This is a genomic window from Rhodococcus sp. GB-02, from assembly GCF_053470465.1.
The window spans coordinates 2,515,551-2,532,101 of the sequence record NZ_JBPUKE010000001.1 but is presented as its reverse complement, the minus strand read 5'-3'; the positions used below and the strand labels follow the sequence as shown (position 1 = coordinate 2,532,101).

General features: G+C 62.8%; 18 protein-coding genes. 4 read left to right on the top strand and 14 right to left on the bottom strand.

Features of this window, described 5'->3' with window-relative positions; all coding sequences use genetic code 11:
* Window positions 1-11: 11 nt before the first annotated feature.
* The 10 genes from ACSW29_RS11975 to ACSW29_RS11930 all read right to left on the bottom strand — a co-directional run bounded on the left by ACSW29_RS11975 (window position 12) and on the right by ACSW29_RS11930 (window position 9,362).
* On the bottom strand, window positions 12-653 hold the full coding sequence (locus ACSW29_RS11975) for a TetR family transcriptional regulator (RefSeq protein WP_317825445.1): 642 nt from the start codon (window positions 651-653) through the stop codon (window positions 12-14).
* Window positions 654-701: 48 nt separating this feature from the next.
* A complete protein-coding gene (locus tag ACSW29_RS11970) occupies window positions 702-884 on the bottom strand; it encodes a rubredoxin (protein WP_448277306.1) in 183 nt (60 codons plus the stop codon).
* Window positions 881-1,066 carry a rubredoxin gene (locus tag ACSW29_RS11965; protein WP_317825443.1) on the bottom strand — a complete coding sequence of 62 codons (186 nt, stop codon included), beginning with the start codon at window positions 1,064-1,066 and terminating at the stop codon, window positions 881-883. Before ACSW29_RS11965 ends, ACSW29_RS11970 begins: the two co-directional genes overlap by 4 nt.
* Window positions 1,066-2,292, bottom strand: coding sequence for an alkane 1-monooxygenase (locus ACSW29_RS11960; protein WP_448277305.1), 1,227 nt, complete (start codon window positions 2,290-2,292; stop codon window positions 1,066-1,068). The genes ACSW29_RS11965 and ACSW29_RS11960 overlap by 1 nt, the downstream gene beginning before the upstream one ends.
* Window positions 2,293-2,403: 111 nt before the next feature.
* Window positions 2,404-3,900 carry an amino acid permease gene (locus ACSW29_RS11955; RefSeq protein WP_317825441.1) on the bottom strand — a complete coding sequence of 499 codons (1,497 nt, stop codon included), beginning with the start codon at window positions 3,898-3,900 and terminating at the stop codon, window positions 2,404-2,406.
* 86 nt (window positions 3,901-3,986) lie between these two features.
* A complete protein-coding gene (locus tag ACSW29_RS11950) occupies window positions 3,987-4,943 on the bottom strand; it encodes a cation diffusion facilitator family transporter (RefSeq protein WP_448277304.1) in 957 nt (318 codons plus the stop codon).
* 19 nt (window positions 4,944-4,962) lie between these two features.
* A complete protein-coding gene (manA, locus tag ACSW29_RS11945) occupies window positions 4,963-6,216 on the bottom strand; it encodes a mannose-6-phosphate isomerase, class I (RefSeq protein ID WP_448277303.1) in 1,254 nt (417 codons plus the stop codon).
* Window positions 6,217-7,311, bottom strand: a complete 1,095-nt coding sequence (locus tag ACSW29_RS11940) for a tobH protein (protein ID WP_448277302.1) — start codon at window positions 7,309-7,311, stop codon at window positions 6,217-6,219. It abuts the gene before it with no gap.
* Between the two features lie 163 nt (window positions 7,312-7,474).
* Window positions 7,475-8,848, bottom strand: a complete 1,374-nt coding sequence (locus ACSW29_RS11935; RefSeq protein WP_230812563.1) for a phosphomannomutase/phosphoglucomutase — start codon at window positions 8,846-8,848, stop codon at window positions 7,475-7,477.
* 127 nt (window positions 8,849-8,975) lie between these two features.
* Window positions 8,976-9,362, bottom strand: a complete 387-nt coding sequence (locus ACSW29_RS11930) for a DUF3499 domain-containing protein (RefSeq protein ID WP_007731177.1) — start codon at window positions 9,360-9,362, stop codon at window positions 8,976-8,978.
* 80 nt (window positions 9,363-9,442) lie between these two features.
* On the opposite strand from ACSW29_RS11930, the gene ACSW29_RS11925 reads away from it, so the two are divergent.
* A complete protein-coding gene (locus ACSW29_RS11925; protein WP_230812560.1) occupies window positions 9,443-9,931 on the top strand; it encodes a metallopeptidase family protein in 489 nt (162 codons plus the stop codon).
* Between the two features lie 175 nt (window positions 9,932-10,106).
* On the opposite strand, the gene ACSW29_RS11920 is transcribed toward ACSW29_RS11925, so the two are convergent.
* Entirely contained in the window at window positions 10,107-10,385 is a 279-nt protein-coding gene (locus ACSW29_RS11920) for a WhiB family transcriptional regulator (RefSeq protein WP_020907098.1), read from the bottom strand.
* 380 nt (window positions 10,386-10,765) lie between these two features.
* Between ACSW29_RS11920 and cofD the strand changes: the two genes are divergently transcribed.
* The 3 genes from cofD to ACSW29_RS11905 are packed head-to-tail and all read left to right on the top strand — an operon-like array spanning window position 10,766 to window position 13,704.
* Window positions 10,766-11,758: a 2-phospho-L-lactate transferase gene (gene cofD / locus ACSW29_RS11915; protein WP_448277301.1), complete on the top strand. Its 993-nt coding sequence runs from the start codon at window positions 10,766-10,768 to the stop codon at window positions 11,756-11,758.
* Window positions 11,755-13,140, top strand: a complete 1,386-nt coding sequence (locus tag ACSW29_RS11910; protein WP_347872080.1) for a coenzyme F420-0:L-glutamate ligase — start codon at window positions 11,755-11,757, stop codon at window positions 13,138-13,140. Before cofD ends, ACSW29_RS11910 begins: the two co-directional genes overlap by 4 nt.
* A gap of 3 nt (window positions 13,141-13,143) precedes the next feature.
* The gene (locus tag ACSW29_RS11905; protein ID WP_230812556.1) at window positions 13,144-13,704 is read left to right on the top strand and encodes an NUDIX hydrolase; all 561 of its coding nucleotides are present in this window, start codon (window positions 13,144-13,146) and stop codon (window positions 13,702-13,704) included.
* A 12-nt stretch (window positions 13,705-13,716) separates the two neighbouring features.
* On the opposite strand, the gene ACSW29_RS11900 is transcribed toward ACSW29_RS11905, so the two are convergent.
* From ACSW29_RS11900 to ACSW29_RS11890, 3 genes are read right to left on the bottom strand one after another with little or no spacing between them, the layout of a single operon-like run.
* Window positions 13,717-14,490, bottom strand: coding sequence for an SGNH/GDSL hydrolase family protein (locus ACSW29_RS11900; RefSeq protein ID WP_230812555.1), 774 nt, complete (start codon window positions 14,488-14,490; stop codon window positions 13,717-13,719).
* 32 nt (window positions 14,491-14,522) lie between these two features.
* Entirely contained in the window at window positions 14,523-15,605 is a 1,083-nt protein-coding gene (locus ACSW29_RS11895; RefSeq protein ID WP_019747766.1) for a sugar phosphate nucleotidyltransferase, read from the bottom strand.
* Window positions 15,602-16,516, bottom strand: a complete 915-nt coding sequence (locus ACSW29_RS11890; protein WP_448277300.1) for a glycosyltransferase family 2 protein — start codon at window positions 16,514-16,516, stop codon at window positions 15,602-15,604. Before ACSW29_RS11890 ends, ACSW29_RS11895 begins: the two co-directional genes overlap by 4 nt.
* Between the last annotated feature and the right edge of the window lie 35 nt (window positions 16,517-16,551).

Sequence of the window (16,551 nt, the reverse complement as noted above, 5' to 3'; positions counted from 1 at the left end):
AAGGCTATCGGTTAGACGCCCTCTCTCGCCCGACCATCTCCCGCCCGGCCCGCGCGCGCCACATCGATGAACGGTCCGAGCAAAGTACCCAGATCCTCCGCGACCGAAGCTCCGGACTCCGGCGGCATCGAAATGTAGCTCAGCCCGAGGCGCGCAATCGCCCTCGCCAGAATCCCGGCATCAGCAGGTGACGCTTGGATCCACCCTCGCTGGAAGCTCTCCGCGAGCCGCGACGACGCCCGCTCGATGATGACCGCACTGTCGGTGGTGATCAGACGAAGCAGGTCCGGCTTGGCCTCACCGGTGAGCAGCGAGATCACCAGCGGGTCGGTGGCACTGGAGGCGAAAAACGCCCCAAAGCCTGCCATCAGTGCTTCGACTGCACGCCCCTCGTGCGCCACCATGGCCTCGTCCACCGCGTCGACGAAGCCGTCGGCGAGCCGGAGCGCGTACGCCTCGGCGAGCCCTTGCCTCGAACCGAACTCGTTGTAGAGCGTCTGACGGCTCACACCTGCATGCTTGGCCAGAACTGTCAGGGTCACCTCGGACCAGTCGCGTTCGGTCAACAATTCACGCATCGAATCGAGCACCGAGGTACGCAGCAGCAGTCGCGACGCTTCTTTCTGCGGTAGGCGGGTGGGCGTCGAAGTCATGGTGACGACATTACCGCCGCACCTAGGTCCGTTCGACGCCGACGCATCTCACTGCCGCTCGACCTCCACCATGAAGAAGTCACTCTTCGCCGCCCCACAGTCGGGGCAACTCCAGTCATCGGGAATGTCGTCCCAGCGAGTCCCCGGTTCGATACCGTCCTCCGGCCAGCCGACCGCCTCGTCGTACTCGAATCCGCACTGCGCGCACTGATACAGCTTGTAGTCGTTCATGATTCACTCCCCGCCGTTGCCGGCATCGGATCGAAGTCCAGCTTTTCCCGCACGCCGCAGTCCGGGCAGCACCAGTCGTCCGGAACGGCATCCCACAGTGTTCCCGCCGGAAACCCTTCTCGTGGTGCACCCTTCGACTCGTCGTAGACATACCCACACACCGGGCATCGGTAGCTGCTCATCACGCCGCTCCATATCGAGCGAGGATGCGATCACGCTTGGACGGCTGAACGTTGACTCGGGTGATGTCACCGTCGTAATGGGCAAGCACTTTGGGGTCCATGATTTTTCGCCACAACGGCGGAACGTAGGCGAGCATGATCATGCTCGCGTACCCGCTTGGCAAGTTCGGTGCACCGTCCATGCTTCGTAGCGTCTGATATCGGCGCGTCGGGTTCGCGTGATGGTCACTGTGGCGCTGGAGGTGATACAGGAAAATGTTGGTGCAGATGTGATCGCTGTTCCAACTGTGCTCCGGTGCAGCGCGCTCGTACCGCCCGCTGTCCAAACGGCGACGCTTCAGTCCGTAATGCTCGAGGTAGTTGACCGTTTCGAGCAAGCAGAACCCGAACACGGCCTGCAGCACCAGGAACGGCAGCACCGATAGCCCGAAGACGGCGACGAGGACACCGAAGAGCGCAACGGACATCAACCACGAATGCAGGACGTCGTTGCGAATTGTCCACGGCTTCTTACCCAGTCGATCCAGTCTGGCTTTCTCCAGGGACCACGACGAGCGCAAGGATCCCCACACGCTGCGCGGCAGGAAGGTCCAGAAGCTCTCACCGAAACGAGACGACGCCGGATCCTCCGGCGTAGCGACACGTACATGGTGTCCGCGATTGTGCTCGATGTAGAAGTGGCCGTAAAACGACTGCGCCAGAGTGATCTTCGACAACCAGCGCTCGAGATCATCCTTCTTGTGACCGAGTTCGTGCGCCGTGTTGATCCCGATTCCCGCGACGCAGCCGATACTGATCGCCAAACCGATCTTGGAGATCAGCCCAAGTCCCCCGTCGATCCCGAGCCATGACAGGTCCGTCGCCGACCAGAGATAGCAGGCCAGGACGAGGCTGGCCAACTGGAACGGTATGTAGATGTACGTGCAGTACCGGTAGTACCTGTCGTTCTCGAGACGCTCCATCACCTCGTCCGGTGGATTCTCGCCGTCCGGGCCGAAAAAGATGTCGAGGATCGGGAGCAGGACGTAGACGAGCAGCGGCCCGATCCACCACCAGACCGGTGCGACCGCATTCCATCCGAGATTGTCGAACAACGCGACCAATCCGACGGCGATGAAAACCGCCGTCGGCGGCACCAGGCCGAGCAGCCAGAGATACCTCTTCTTGTCACGCCACTGCTCCGGCGGGAGCGCCTGCCCGGACTGCGAGTTCACGTGCGTCGACACGGTCTGCCTCCTCGATTCGGACCGACTCGATAACTGTGAGTCAGTTCACTATGAAGTAGACAGTACTACTTGATTTGTACACGCGATAGACAAATCACAAACTTTGTACAATCACTCTATTTCGCCGCGCTCACGCTTTCCGATCAACGAATGCTGTCTGCTGTAGGCGAAGTAGATGACAACACCGAGAGCCATCCAGACCACGAACCTCATCCAGGTCTCCACCGACAGGTTGAACATCAACCAGAGACACGCGAGTACCGCCAGGATCGGGACCAGCGGGACAAGCGGAACCCGGAACCCGCGGGGTAGGTCCGGCCGCGTCCGACGAAGCACGAGAACCCCCAACGACACGAGAACAAACGCGAACAGCGTGCCGATGTTGACCATTTCTTCGAGGGTGCCGATCGGAAACACTCCGGCGAGCACCGCGACCACAACGCCGACCAACACGGTGATCCGCACCGGCGTTCCGTGCTTGCCTGTCGGCGCCAACCGTCGCGGCATCAGACCGTCGCGTGCCATCGCGAAGAGCACCCTGGTCTGACCGAGCATCAGCACCATCACCACTGTCGTCAGACCTGCCAACGCGCCGAACGAGATGACGTTTTTCGCCCACGTGATGTCGTGGAAGGCGAATGCCGTTGCCAGGTTGGAGGTATCGCCCTCGAGTTCGGTGTACTTCACCATCCCGGTCAACACGAGTGTCACCGCCACGTACAGAACCGTCACGATCAGGAGAGAGCCCAGGATGCCGCGAGGCAACGCCTTCTGCGGTTCCTTCGCCTCCTCCGCCGTCGTGGCGACGACGTCGAAGCCGATGAACGCGAAGAACACCAGACTGGCTGCCGCGAGCAATCCGTACCACCCGAACGTGCTGCCACCGGCCCCCGTCACGTACGAGAACAGGGACTGGTGAATGCCCTCCCCCGTCGATCCCGCTTCAGACGGCGGAATGTACGGCGAGTAGTTGTCGGTGTCGATGTAGAAGAGCCCGACGATGATCACCAGCAACACCACCGCGACCTTGATCGCCGTAATCACCAGCGAAACCCTCGACGAGAGTTTGGTACCGGTCGCGAGCAGCACCGTGATGACCACGATCACCAGCACCGCTCCCCAGTCGAAGGAGATCGGCCCCAACTCGACGATCGGACTGCGTGAGCCCATCACTTCGCCGAGGTACAGCGACCAGCCTTTTGCGACCACCGAAGACGCCAAGGCGAATTCGAGGATGAGATCCCAGCCGATGATCCAGGCGACGAATTCGCCGAATGTCGCGTACGAGAATGTGTAGGCGCTACCGGCAACCGGCACCGTCGATGCGAACTCGGCATAACAGAGCGCTGCAAGTCCGCAGGCGATGGCGGCAATGACAAACGCCAGGGAGACCGACGGCCCGGCGACATTTCCCGCAGTCCGAGCCGTGAGTGTGAAGATGCCCGCGCCGATGACCACCGCGACACCAAACACGGTGAGATCCCACGAGTTCAGTTCTTTCCGGAGTTTGGTTTCCGGTTCGTCCGTGTCCTTGATGGACTGCTCGATCGATTTCGTTCGAAACAGCTTCGACCGTCCAGATCCGTCCTGCTCGTCCTTGACAGCCATTGCCGCCTCCTTGCTGGGGACCAGCAGGTCCCACTATGGGCAAGTAGAGAGATGGCATCAGCCTAAGCCCGCAGGCACAGCTTTGTTCAGGGTTTGTCGGGAGCCTGTAGATCTGTCTCAAGGCGATCTGCCCTGAGACGATCCAGGTCCGGCTCGAGGTAGATCACCCGCGCCGCACGTACGGCAGCGCGCACGCGGGACTCGGCCTCGTCGATCGCCGTCGCCACATCCGAGATCGTCGATCCGATCGGCACCGCAACCTTGGCAGCAACAAGAATCTCCTCGGGACCGAGGTACTGCGTCTTGCAATGAATGACGCGTTCGATACGAGTTCCGTCGACCAGGGCGTTCAGGATCAGTTCGGTCTCCACCGCCGTTGCGCCCTCACCGATCAGCAGCGACTGCATTTCGATGATCAGAATGATCGCGATGATGCCGAGCAGGACACCGATGCACAGAGTTCCGATGCCGTCGAAGACCGGATTTCCGGTCACCATCGTGAGGCCGACGCCGCCGAGCGCAAGGACCAGACCGATCAATGCGCCGGTGTCCTCGAGCAGCACAACCGGAAGTTCCGGGCTACGAGAGGTTCGGATGAAGATCCACCACGACGCGTTTCCCTTGAGCGGTCGTGATTCCTTCGCTGCGGTCCGGAAGCTGTAGCCCTCCAGACAAATCGCGATGACAAGAATCCCAATTGCCACGAAGGCCGAATTGAGTTCTTCCGGATGCTGAATCTTGTGAATACCTTCGTAGATCGCGAACAACGAGCCGAGGGTGAAGAGCACCAGTGCAACGACAAAAGAATAGAAGTATCGGTTGCGCCCGTAGCCGAACGGGTGCAGTTGATCTGCCTCACGTTCTGCCTTCTTCTGCCCCAGGAGCAGCAACCCTTGATTGGACGTGTCGGCCACCGAGTGCACTGACTCGGCGAGCATCGACGACGATCCAGTGATCAAGAATCCGGCGAACTTCGCTACGGCAATTCCGGCATTGGCTGCGAGAGCCGCCAGGATTGCCTTCTTGCCACCATGAGCCGACACACTGTCTCCTAGTTGACGACTACAGGCTGTTGCCGACTACTGCACTGAATACCTGCGCAGTCGGAGTCCGTGCGCTCAGGTGTATCGCGGGCTCGTCGGCCGCGATCCACGCCGCTCGGCCCCGATCGAGGTCGAGAGTGTCGGCGCCGCACGTCGCGGTGACCGCGCCGTCGGTGCAGATCAGAATCCGCGGGCCGGAAGAGTCGACCATGATGTCGGTGGAATTCGAGTCGAACTCCAGACGCGTCAGACGAAATTCGGGTGCGGGCGTGACGTACTCGTACCGACCTGATCCTGACCGACCTGATCCCTTTTGACTCGATCGTGATGCCGGAACCGGATCGAGCACTTCGATATCCGCCCCTACGAAGTCCAGAACCCTCAACAGTTCGGGCACGTCGACGTGTTTGGGCGTCAGTCCGCCGCGCAGCACGTTGTCGGAGTTGGCCATGATCTCCACCGCAAGTCCATGGAGATATGCATGGAGATTGCCGGCAGCGAGGAACAGTCCCTGTCCGGGCTCGAGTGTGACGCGGTTGAGCAGCAGTGCGGCCAGTACGCCCGCGTCGCCGGGATATGCCTCGCTCAATTCCAACGCGGTGCGGATCTCGGTCACGAATTCGGCTTCGTGATGCGCGACGTAAGTGATGCACCCGGCAAGTACGGCAGGGAGCAACGTCCCGAGCACCGTGGACGGCAGCGTGATCCACGTGGTGAACAACGCCCGGAGCCCGTCGGAATCGGGTTGGCCTTCGAGCAGACCGATGTACGGTTCCAACTCGTCGACAGCCAGAGCGCGCAGCAGTTTGACAGTGCGCGTCGGCTCACGGAATCCGGCAAGAGCTTCGAATCTGCTCAGCGCGACAACGAGTTCGGGCTTGTGACTGCCGTCCTTGTAGTTGCGAATCGGCGATTCCATGGGAACGCCGAGAGCGTTCTCACGACGAAAGCCCTCGTCGGCTTGAACAGCACTGGGATGAGCCTGCAGCGACAGCGGTTCTTCCGCCGCAAGCAACTTGAGCAGGAACGGGAGTCGCTCACCGAAAGCCTCGAGGTTCTCACGCCCGAGTTCACGCTCGGGTTCGCGGTGCAGGACCTCGAGCAACGACTCGCTTCCGGATTCGGTGATCACGCGCGCCGGGTCACCCGGATGCGCGCCCAACCACAACTCCGCTTCGGGATGATTCGACGGGGTCGCGAGGCCGCGCAGTTCGGCAATTGCCGTTCGCGAACCCCACGCGTAAGAACGAAGTGCACCTTCGAGTTCACGCACTTACTTCGCACCACCCGTCAACTGCACGTACGCCGCAGCCATGTCCACTCGAGACGCCAACACGAACACCTGCTCCATCTCCGATATCACCACGTTGGTCTGGTCTTCGTCTACCGCCACCACCAGATCCGCGTCGGCCAGTGCTTCCATCCGTCGTTTCGCCTCCCCGCGCGTGGATTCGGTCGCGAAAACGAACGCGCGCGCCGGCGCAGTCGGCAGTGCGCCGTCCAGTTGCGGATCGTGAAAAAACGGGTCGTGGAAAACCGAATCACGCGAAGCTGCGTCCGGCGCGAACAGCGCTCGTGCCGAACGGATCACCTCCGACATCTCTGCGGCGGCGGCGTTCAGGCCCGAGCTCATCAGCGAAATACTGGAGAACTCTGCGAGTGCTGTTGTCACGGAACCACTTCCACACAGAACGACCCGTCGGCCGCTCATTCTGGTGGCCAACGACTTAGCCGGGTTGTGGAATACCTCGTTGGCCGGCCCGTCCCGCAGCGCTTCCGCGTCAACCGCGTCGGCGATTCGACCGAGCACCGCCGAACGGTCATCGATCGATCCCTTGCCCTCGATTTCGGCGGCAACCGCGAGGAAAACGGCGAGGAACCGTGTCATCGTGTGCCTCGGCGAGGCGTAGAGCCGCGGCGGCAACGGCATGGTGCGCCCGGCCGCCACGGCTCGCATGGGCCCCTCGTCCGGAACGGCGACAACAACTTCGGCGCCACGGCGAACGGCACTGTCGACCGATTCGACCAGGCGTGGATCACCCGCATCGTCACCGGCGACGACGATCACGTCCAACGGTCCGGCCCACGACGGCGTCCGGTCGAGCACGATGAGCGGACACCCGATCGAATCTCCGACGAGGGCGAGCGCGATCCTGGCTCCGTGTCGAGCGCCACCGGCGCCGGCGATCAGCACGACGCTGCGCGGGCGCAGACCGGCCAGCCGAGAGATCACCCCCTCGCCGACCGCCGACGCGGTGGCTCGAATCTGTGCGCCCCCCATGGCTACAGACCGCAGTAGCCCCTCCGAATCGGCAGCCGACAAACCCTCGCTGTCGTCGAGGTCGAGAAGCGGCATCGGCGCTGTCATCTCACCGCACCCCCTTCTCCGTTAGCAGTTCCCGCACCATCCAGCATTCCAGCTCTACGCGGTTCGTGGTGGCAAAGCCTTCGTTCCCGACGCCGTCGTTCCCGAAATAGTCCCCCAACTATCCCAGGGCTTCGGCTCACCGACAAACCGATCAGACTCGGATTCAAGCCCGGACGATCGCCAGAATTTCGTTCACCAGTGCGTCGACATCGGCGGACGTGGGTGCTTCGACGTTGAGTCGCAGCAAGGGTTCGGTGTTGGACGCACGCAGGTTGAACCAGGCATTTCCCTCGAGGCTGACCGTGACTCCGTCGAGGCGATCCACCGACTCGGTGCGGTCCGCGAATGCTGCCAGTACGGCGGCCGTGCGATCGGCTGCGTCCGCCACCGTGGAGTTGATCTCGCCCGAGGCCGCGTAGCGCGTGTACTCCGCCATCAACTCCGACAACGGGCGGTCCTGCTCGCCCAGCGCAGCGAGTACGTGCAACGCCGCGAGCATGCCGGAGTCGGCGCCCCAGAAGTCGCGGAAATAGTAGTGAGCGGAGTGCTCGCCGCCGAAGACGGCACCGGTCTCGGCCATCTCCTGCTTGATGAACGAGTGGCCGACTCGGGTACGAATTGCGACGCCGCCGAGTTCTTCGACCAGTTCGGGCACTGCCCGTGACGTGATCAGGTTGTGGATGATCGACGCGCCCGGTTCCTTCGCGAGTTCACGCTTGGCGACAAGTGCCGTCACCGCGGACGGCGAGACTGGGTCGCCCTTCTCGTCGACAACGAAGCAACGGTCCGCGTCACCGTCGAATGCCAAGCCGATGTCTGCTCCGGTTTCGCGCACGTATGCCTGCAGGTCGACGAGGTTGGCCGGATCGAGCGGATTGGCTTCGTGGTTGGGGAACGTGCCGTCGAGCTCGAAGTACAGCGGGAGAACCTCGAGAGGCATCGGCCCGAATACGGCCGGCGAGGTGTGTCCGCCCATGCCGTTGCCGGCGTCGACTGCGACCTTCAGCGGACGCAACGCAGCCAGGTCGACCAATCCGCGTAGGTAGCTCGCGTATTCCTCGAGGACGTCCTTGGTGCTGGCGGTGCCTGCCGGTCCGTCGTATGCGGGAACACCCGAGACGACCTCGGCGGAGATGGTTGCGAGACCGGTGTCCTGACCGACCGGCTTGGCGCCGGCCCGGCACATCTTGATGCCGTTGTACTTGGCCGGATTGTGACTCGCTGTGAACATCGCGCCCGGGCAGTTCAGCAAACCCGATGCAAAGTAGAGCTCGTCCGTCGACGCCAGTCCGATGTAGACGACGTCGAGCCCTTGAGCGAGCACACCGTCCCCGAAAGCCGAAGACAGCGTGGGCGACGATGCACGCATGTCGTAGCCGATCACAACCGTCGTGGCGGCGCCGGCCTCGTCGCGGACCAGACGGGCGAACGATGCACCGACATCGCGGACAAAATCTTCGTCGATCTGCTCACCGACCACGCCGCGCACGTCGTACGCCTTGATGATTGCAGCAACCGACTCGGCTGTTCGCCCCACTGAAAACTCTCCTTGTGCATGCACCCTCACAGACGGGAACGTCCGGGCGCGTGGCGTCCGGAGATTCGCAGTACTCGGGTGTGGAAGTACTCGGTCGAGCCTAGCGTCTGCGGCGACGAATCTCGCGTCAGTTGGACGGGTCGGGCAGAACGCGGAGGTGTCCACGACGCCCTGTACGGGCAGTACTCGGAGCTGCGGGACGTATGTCCTCATCTGCGTCGACGTTGGACTTGCTGCGATCTCCGAGACCGGCTTCACGTACGGCTTCGGCCAAAGCGGTCAAATCGTCTTCGTCGGGAGTGCTCGATGCGAATCCACCTTCGTGGCGAACCAGTTCCCAACCCTTCGGGGCAGTGATTCGCGAGCCGTGCGTGTCACACAAATCCCACGAATGAGGCTCGGCGACGGTTGCCAGCGGCCCGACAACCGCAGTGGAGTCCGAGTAGACATACGTAAGCGTCGCGACGGCGGGGTTCTTGCACCCGGGGCGGCAGCAGCGACGCAGAGATCTCACAGGTACGGAGCCTAGCCCTCCCCACGTCCGGAACCTACTCGGACACACCGAGCAGTTTCTTCTGTCGTAATCTGGGCGCCATGCCACAAGCCCGCCGCCGACGCTCGGTCACCACTCGTTCCATCGAGCGACACGGCCGTGGCCTGCGCGGACCGCTACTTCCCCCGGAGGTGCCCGCAAGGCGTACCCGGGCCGAGAAGTTCGATCTCCTGGTGCTCGACGCCTTCTCGCCCGTCGACCTCGCGTGGCACGACCGGTTGACGAAACTCGACATCGCAGTCGACGAAGTCCCGAAGATCCACGCGCACGATCCGGAGTCCGTCACGTGGCCGCCGGAGGTCATCGCAGACGGCCCGGTTCCACTGTCACGACTGATTCCGGCCGGAATCGACCGTCACGGAAATACGACTCGCGCAAGAATTGTGCTGTTTCGCCGCCCATTGGAGCAGCGCGCGAAGGATCCGGAAGAACTCACGGATCTGGTGCACGACGTGTTGGTCCATCAAGTCGGCACGTATCTGGGCGTCGACCCACAGGTCATCGACCCCACCATGCCTGACGAGGACTGATACTGCCCGACGAGGACTGACGCACCGTCAGACGAAAAAACTGATGTCACACGAAGAAGTAAATCCACACGAAGAACAAAACAGTCGTTGCTTGACCTGCAATTCCCCGTTGCAGGTCAGACTTTCGAAGACCGCCCGTCAGCCCCGACGCTGACAGAACCGATTCAGCAGCAGATCAGATGATCCCCCGCTTGAGTCGCCGACGCTCGCGCTCGGACAACCCTCCCCAGATTCCGAACCGTTCATCGTTCGCGAGCGCGTACTCGAGGCACTCGTCACGAACTTCACAACCGAGGCAGATCCGTTTTGCTTCCCTCGTCGAACCACCCTTTTCAGGAAAGAACGCTTCGGGATCGGTCTGCGCGCAGAGAGCACGCTCCTGCCACTGATCCTCGATGGTGTCGAACAATTCTTCGAAGCCGGTGACGAGACTCAGCACTGGCCGAGTACTCATACCGTCGAACTCACTGCTGCAGGCACCTTCTGCTGCGCCTGCTCGGGAATCGGTCTGCGGTTCGTCGCTTACTGTCATTGCGAGAGAACTGATCTCGACATTTTCATTGGGCATCGTTCCGCCTCCTCACCTGTAATAGCGCAGAATTTTCACTCCATCTTCAACCCCACCCCGTCGACCGTTCGAAACTGTGTTCGAAACCGGCCCCGCTGCAAGTGAACTCACAAGTAGCGGTTGGAATGACACATTTGAGATTACACACGTCCAGCGTGTCGCGGTCAAGCTAAACGAGATGAATCCATTAGTATTCCGGCCCCCAATTGACGGGACCTTCTGCCCGCCAGACACGACGACGCGCCGACCGCCTAGGCTCTGTTGTCGTGAACGTGACTGTATTGGTTGGCGGCGTCGGCGGGGCCCGTTTCCTTCAAGGTGTGCAAAATGCGCTCGGAATCGTCGGTGGTGAATCCCTCGAGAAATACGAAGGCCCACATCGCATCACGGCCGTCGTCAACGTCGGGGACGACGTCTGGATGCACGGTCTGCGCATCTGCCCCGATCTGGACACTTGTATGTACACACTCGGCGGCGGTATCGACACCGAACGCGGGTGGGGGCACGCCGGCGAAACCTGGAATGCGAAAGAAGAACTCGCGGCATACGGAGCGAAGCCGGACTGGTTCGGCCTCGGAGATCGCGATATCGCAACACATTTGATTCGCAGCCAGATGCTCCGCACGGGATATCCGTTGTCCGCGATCACCGAAGCGTTGTGCAATCGCTGGAATCCAGGTGTCGCACTGCTTCCCGTGAGCGACGACCGCAGCGAGACACACGTTGTGATCACCGATCCGGAAGACGGTGAGCAGAAGGCGATTCATTTCCAGGAGTGGTGGGTACGCCATCGAGCACAGGTGGAAACTCACAGCTTCGCTCACGTCGGAGCTGAGCAGGCCAAGCCCGCGCCAGGGGTGGTCGAGGCGATCGACGGTGCCGACATCGTGCTGATCGCACCGTCCAATCCCGTCGTGAGCGTCGGCGCGATCCTCGCGGTGCCCGGAATTCGCGGAGCCCTGCGAACCACTGCAGCGAAGGTTGTCGGGCTCTCCCCCGTCATCGGCGGAAAACCGTTGCGCGGCATGGCTGACGAGTGCCTTGACGTCATCGGGGTCGACACGACCTCCGAGGCGATCGGTCACCACTACGGAGCTCGTTCGATCAACGGCATTCTCGACGGCTGGCTCATCGACGAAGGTGACACGGCCGACATCGACGGGGTGGACGTGCGAAGCATCCCACTTTTGATGACGTCCCCCGAAGAGACCGCAAAAATGGTTCGAACGGCTTTCGAGATCGCCGGAGTCGAACTGTGACCGAACCCCGAACCGCAGCAAGCCGCGACAGAAATCACTCCCCCGGCGATCACTCCCCCGGCGCCGCAATCGAAGTCATTCCCGTGCTCGGCCTTCCCGAGTTCCGGCCCGGAGACGACTTGGCCGCCGCTGTCGTCGACGCGACGCCGTGGATCGAGAACGGCGACGTCGTTGTCGTTACGAGCAAGGTGTTCTCCAAAGTCGAGGGTCGCATCGTTTCCTCGCCGACCGATCCGGAAGAGCGCGACGCAGCACGGCGCCTCCTGGTCGATCAGGAAGCCGTCCGGGTAGTGGCGCGCAAGGGCCGCACTCTGATCACCGAGAACAAACTCGGGATCGTGCAGGCAGCATCGGGCATCGACGGCTCCAACGTCGACGGTGCCGAGCTGGCTCTGCTCCCCCTGGATCCCGACGCAAGCGCTGCGGGCCTGCGCGCCCGAATCTTCGAGTGCACGGGCAAGTCCGTCGCCGTCGTCGTCACCGACACGATGGGTCGTGCGTGGCGCAACGGGCAGACCGACGCCGCAATCGGTTCGTCCGGCATTCCGGTCCTGCACGGCTACCTCGGAGCACAGGACAGCCAGGGCAACGATCTGATCGTCACCGAGATCGCGATCGCTGACGAGATCGCCGCTGCCGGCGATCTGGTCAAGGGCAAGCTGGGCGGCGTTCCCGTCGCCGTCGTTCGTGGACTCCGGTTCGAGGACGACGGTTCGAGCGGCCAGGATCTGATCCGCCGCGGCCCCGACGATCTGTTCTGGCTGGGCACCGAGGAGGCCACGGTGATGGGCCGCGGCCAGGCACTGCTGCTGCGTCGGTCGGTTCGGCAGTTTGCAAGTGACCCCGTCGACGCGGAGATCATTCGCAACTCGATCGCCGAGGCACTGACCGCTCCCGCACCACACCACACGAGACCGGTTCGATTCGTGTGGCTGCGTACCGAGTCCGTCCGCACGGCTCTCCTCGAGAAGATGCGGGAGCGGTGGGCCGCCGATCTGCGTGCAGACGGTCGTAGCGACGAATCCGTCGAAGCGCGGGTTGCCCGCGGAAACATCCTGTTCGACGCCCCCGAGGTCGTCATTCCCTTCTGCGTGCCCGATGGCGCACACAGTTACCCGGATGCCCGACGTACCGCCGCGGAGTCCACGATGTTCACGGTTGCCGCCGGCGCGGCAGTGCAGGGCCTGCTGGTCTCGCTGGCCACACGCGGCGTGGGAAGCTGCTGGATCGGCTCGACGATCTTCGCCGCCGACCTCGTACGTGCACAGCTCGATCTCCCGGCGGACTGGCAGCCACTCGGCGCGGTCGCAATCGGGCACCCACTCGAGTCCCTGACTCCGCGCACCGTCTCCGCCCCCGGGGACGCGTTGGTGGAGTTGTAAGTCATGTCAGCCGAATCGCTGCACGCCTCGGCCAAGGGCGTTCTGGAGGACTGGGCGACCCCCTCCGAAGCGGACGAGTCACTGCGGCACACGATGCTCGCGTTCCTCGATTCGGCTCCGGACGGATGTCTTCGTCGCCATGCACCGGGACACATCACCGCGTCGTCTCTGGTTCTCGACGAGAGTGGCTGCCACGTCCTGTTGACTCTGCATCCCAAGGTAGGCAGGTGGATTCAGCTCGGCGGTCATTGTGAGCCCGACGACGAGACGGTGGTCGATGCGGCCTTGAGGGAAGCTCGCGAAGAGTCGGGTATCCACGACGTTCGGATAGACGCGGACCTACTCTCCGCCCACACACATCCGATCACGTGCTCGCTCGGAGTTCCGACTCGCCATCTCGATCTACGGTTTCTTGTTGTGGCACCGGACAATTCGCATATCGTCCGGAGCGCGGAGTCCACCGACCTCCGATGGTGGCCGGTGGACGCGCTGCCGCCGACTGCCGAACGCGAGACCATCGACCACCTGGTCGCGCTCGCACATCAGCGCAAGAATCAGGACTGAAGCCGGGCTACCTCAGAAATGCAGTGTGGGCGCCAACCCTGGCTGCTTGGCGCTGACGCCGTCGCCCGAAGACGTTCCCTTCACTCGCCGAGCTACCCACGGCACCAAGAACTCTCGCGCCCATTGACGATCCTCGCGACGAGTTTCGGCTTTGGTGAGAACCGGCGCCGGCCCCAGATCGGGCGGGGTCAATCCGTGTTCGACGCCCAGGACGTCGAGCACCCGCGTCGCCATGTTCTCGTGCCCGGCGGGCGACATGTGCAGTCGGTCCCAGTCCCACATCCGTAGGTCCTGATATTCGGAGAATCGCCAAAAGTCGACGAGTGTCGCACCGCGACGGTCCGCGACCTCGCGAACAAGCTCGTTGTAGATCGCCAGGCGTCCGCGGAGCTTGCCGAAGAAGGCGGACCATCCGGTGTCGTACGCGGTGAACATGAGAACCCGAGCGCCGGATTCGGTGAGTTGGCCGATTGCCGAATCGTAGCGGGCGACCACTGCGTCGATGTCGAGCTTCGGACGCATCATGTCGTTTCCGCCGGCGTAGATGGTCACCAGATCGGGCTTCAACGCCAGGGCGGGTTCCACCTGCTCGTCGAGGATCGGTCCGAGTAGGCGACCACGAATCGCCAGGTTGGCGTAGCGGAACTCGGGATTGTTCACCGCCAACTGTTCGGCCACTCGGTCTGCCCACCCGCGCAGACCGTTGGGGAATCGTTCGTCGGCGTCGCCGACGCCCTCGGTAAACGAGTCACCGAGGGCAACGTAACGGCTCGGAAGAGAAGTCATACCCGCCAGTATTCCAGTAGGCCAGCTAACGATCACACATCTGTGCTGAAGCGCACGCCACCGTCCGGCAGCGTCACCCCCGGCCACACGCGTGCGCCGCGCAACAATTCGCACCGCGCACCGATGTCCGCGCCGTCACCGATGACGGCGTCGCGGACCAGCGCGCGAGGTCCGATGCGGACGCCGAATCCGAGGATCGATCGCTCGACCACCGCACCGGCTTCCACAACGGCGCCGTCGAAGAGAATCGCACCGTCGAGGCGCGCACCTGCGCCGACTTCAGCGCCTCGACCGACAACCGTGCCGCCGATCAGGACGGCGCCGGGTGCGATTCCAGCTCCGGGGTGTACCAGCGACTCGCCGCGCGGACCTTCGAGAGCCGGCGAGGGCGCGATGCCTCGCACCAGGTCGGCGGAACCGCGGACGAAGTCCTCGGGGGTTCCCATGTCACGCCAGTACGACGAGTCGACGTGGCCGAACACCCGCTTGCCCTCGGCAAGGAGATTCGGGAACACCTCGCGCTCGACCGACACAGGTCGTCCCTCGGGGATCTGCTCGATGATCTCGCGCTTGAAGACGTAGCAACCGGCGTTGATCTGATCCGTCGGCGGATCCTGAGTCTTCTCCAGGAATGCCGAGACTCGTCCGTCCTCGTCGGTCGGAACACAACCGAATGCACGCGGGTCTCCCACGCGAACCAGATGCAGGGTCACGTCGGCGTCCGTCTTCTCGTGGGTCTCGAGAATGGCGTTCAGGTCTGTGCCACCGAGCACGTCACCGTTGAACACCATGACGTTGTCGCCGCGCAACTTCGGGAGCACGTTGCGGATTCCGCCGCCCGTGCCCAGCGGTTCGGTCTCGAAGACGTAGTCGATCTCGAGGCCCATCTTGGAGCCGTCGCCGAAGTAGTCCTCGAATACCTCGGCCTTGAAAGACGTTCCGAGCACCACGTGCTTGATACCGGCCGCCTCGATACGGGCGAGCAGGTGTGTCAGGAACGGCAGGCCTGCTGTCGGAAGCATCGGCTTGGGCGCAGACAACGTCAACGGACGCAGCCGAGTGCCCTTGCCGCCTACCAGGATTACGGCGTCGGTCGGATTCGGATCGGACATCATTTTCCCCCGTGGTTCGAAACTGATGGGTTGTCGGTCGACTTGTCGGTGCGAGCGCGCTCGCGGACAGCAGAAGCTACGGCGATCTTGGACCGCACGGCCAGCCCACCGCGCAAGGCAAGTCGTAGCGGAGCCTGCCACCAGTGCGGATGGCGATCGGCCTGGAACTGGTAAGCGCTGCGATGATGGGCCGGCAACATCAGTTCCGGATGACGGCCTGCCGCATGGCCTTTGGCGTGGGTGACAGTGGCCGAGGGTACGAAGATGTTGAGCCACCCGGCTTTTCCGAGGCGGTCACCGAAATCGACGTCCTCCATGTACATGAAGTATCGCGAGTCGAAACCGGAGATGGCATCGAAGGCGTCGCGTCGTACCAGCAGGCACGAGCCGGAAAGCCAGCCCACTGCGCGCTCGGTGACGGCCTCGTTCTCTTGACGGTACCGAGCAGTCCACGGGTTTTTCGGCCACACGGTGCCGAGCAATGCGTGCCCGACGCCCGAGGTGATGTCGGGTACCGTTCGCGCCGACGGATACACGCTGCCGTCTGGTTCGAGGACCTTCGGCCCCAGTGCACCGGCCCTTGGCCACCGATTTGCCGCAGCGACCAATTCGTCGAGTGAACCGGGTGCCCATTGGACGTCCGGATTGGAAATCACGACAAATTCGATAGACGAATCGATCTCCGCCACAGCCCGATTTATCGCTCCGCCGTAGCCGATGTTTCCACCGGTTCGAAGCAGACGGACATGCTCGTACTTGGCATCAGCGGCCTCGGGGGCGCCATCGGTCGACCCGTTGTCGGCCATGATGACCTGGGGTTTTTCTGTCGTCGCCTCGGCGAGCGTGCTCAAGAAATTCTCGAGATGCTCGCCTGGCGAGTAGGTCACCGTTACCACGGCCAGCTTGGGACTCACGCCGGTCAGCCTAGCCGTCCGCGGGCACTGCCCCG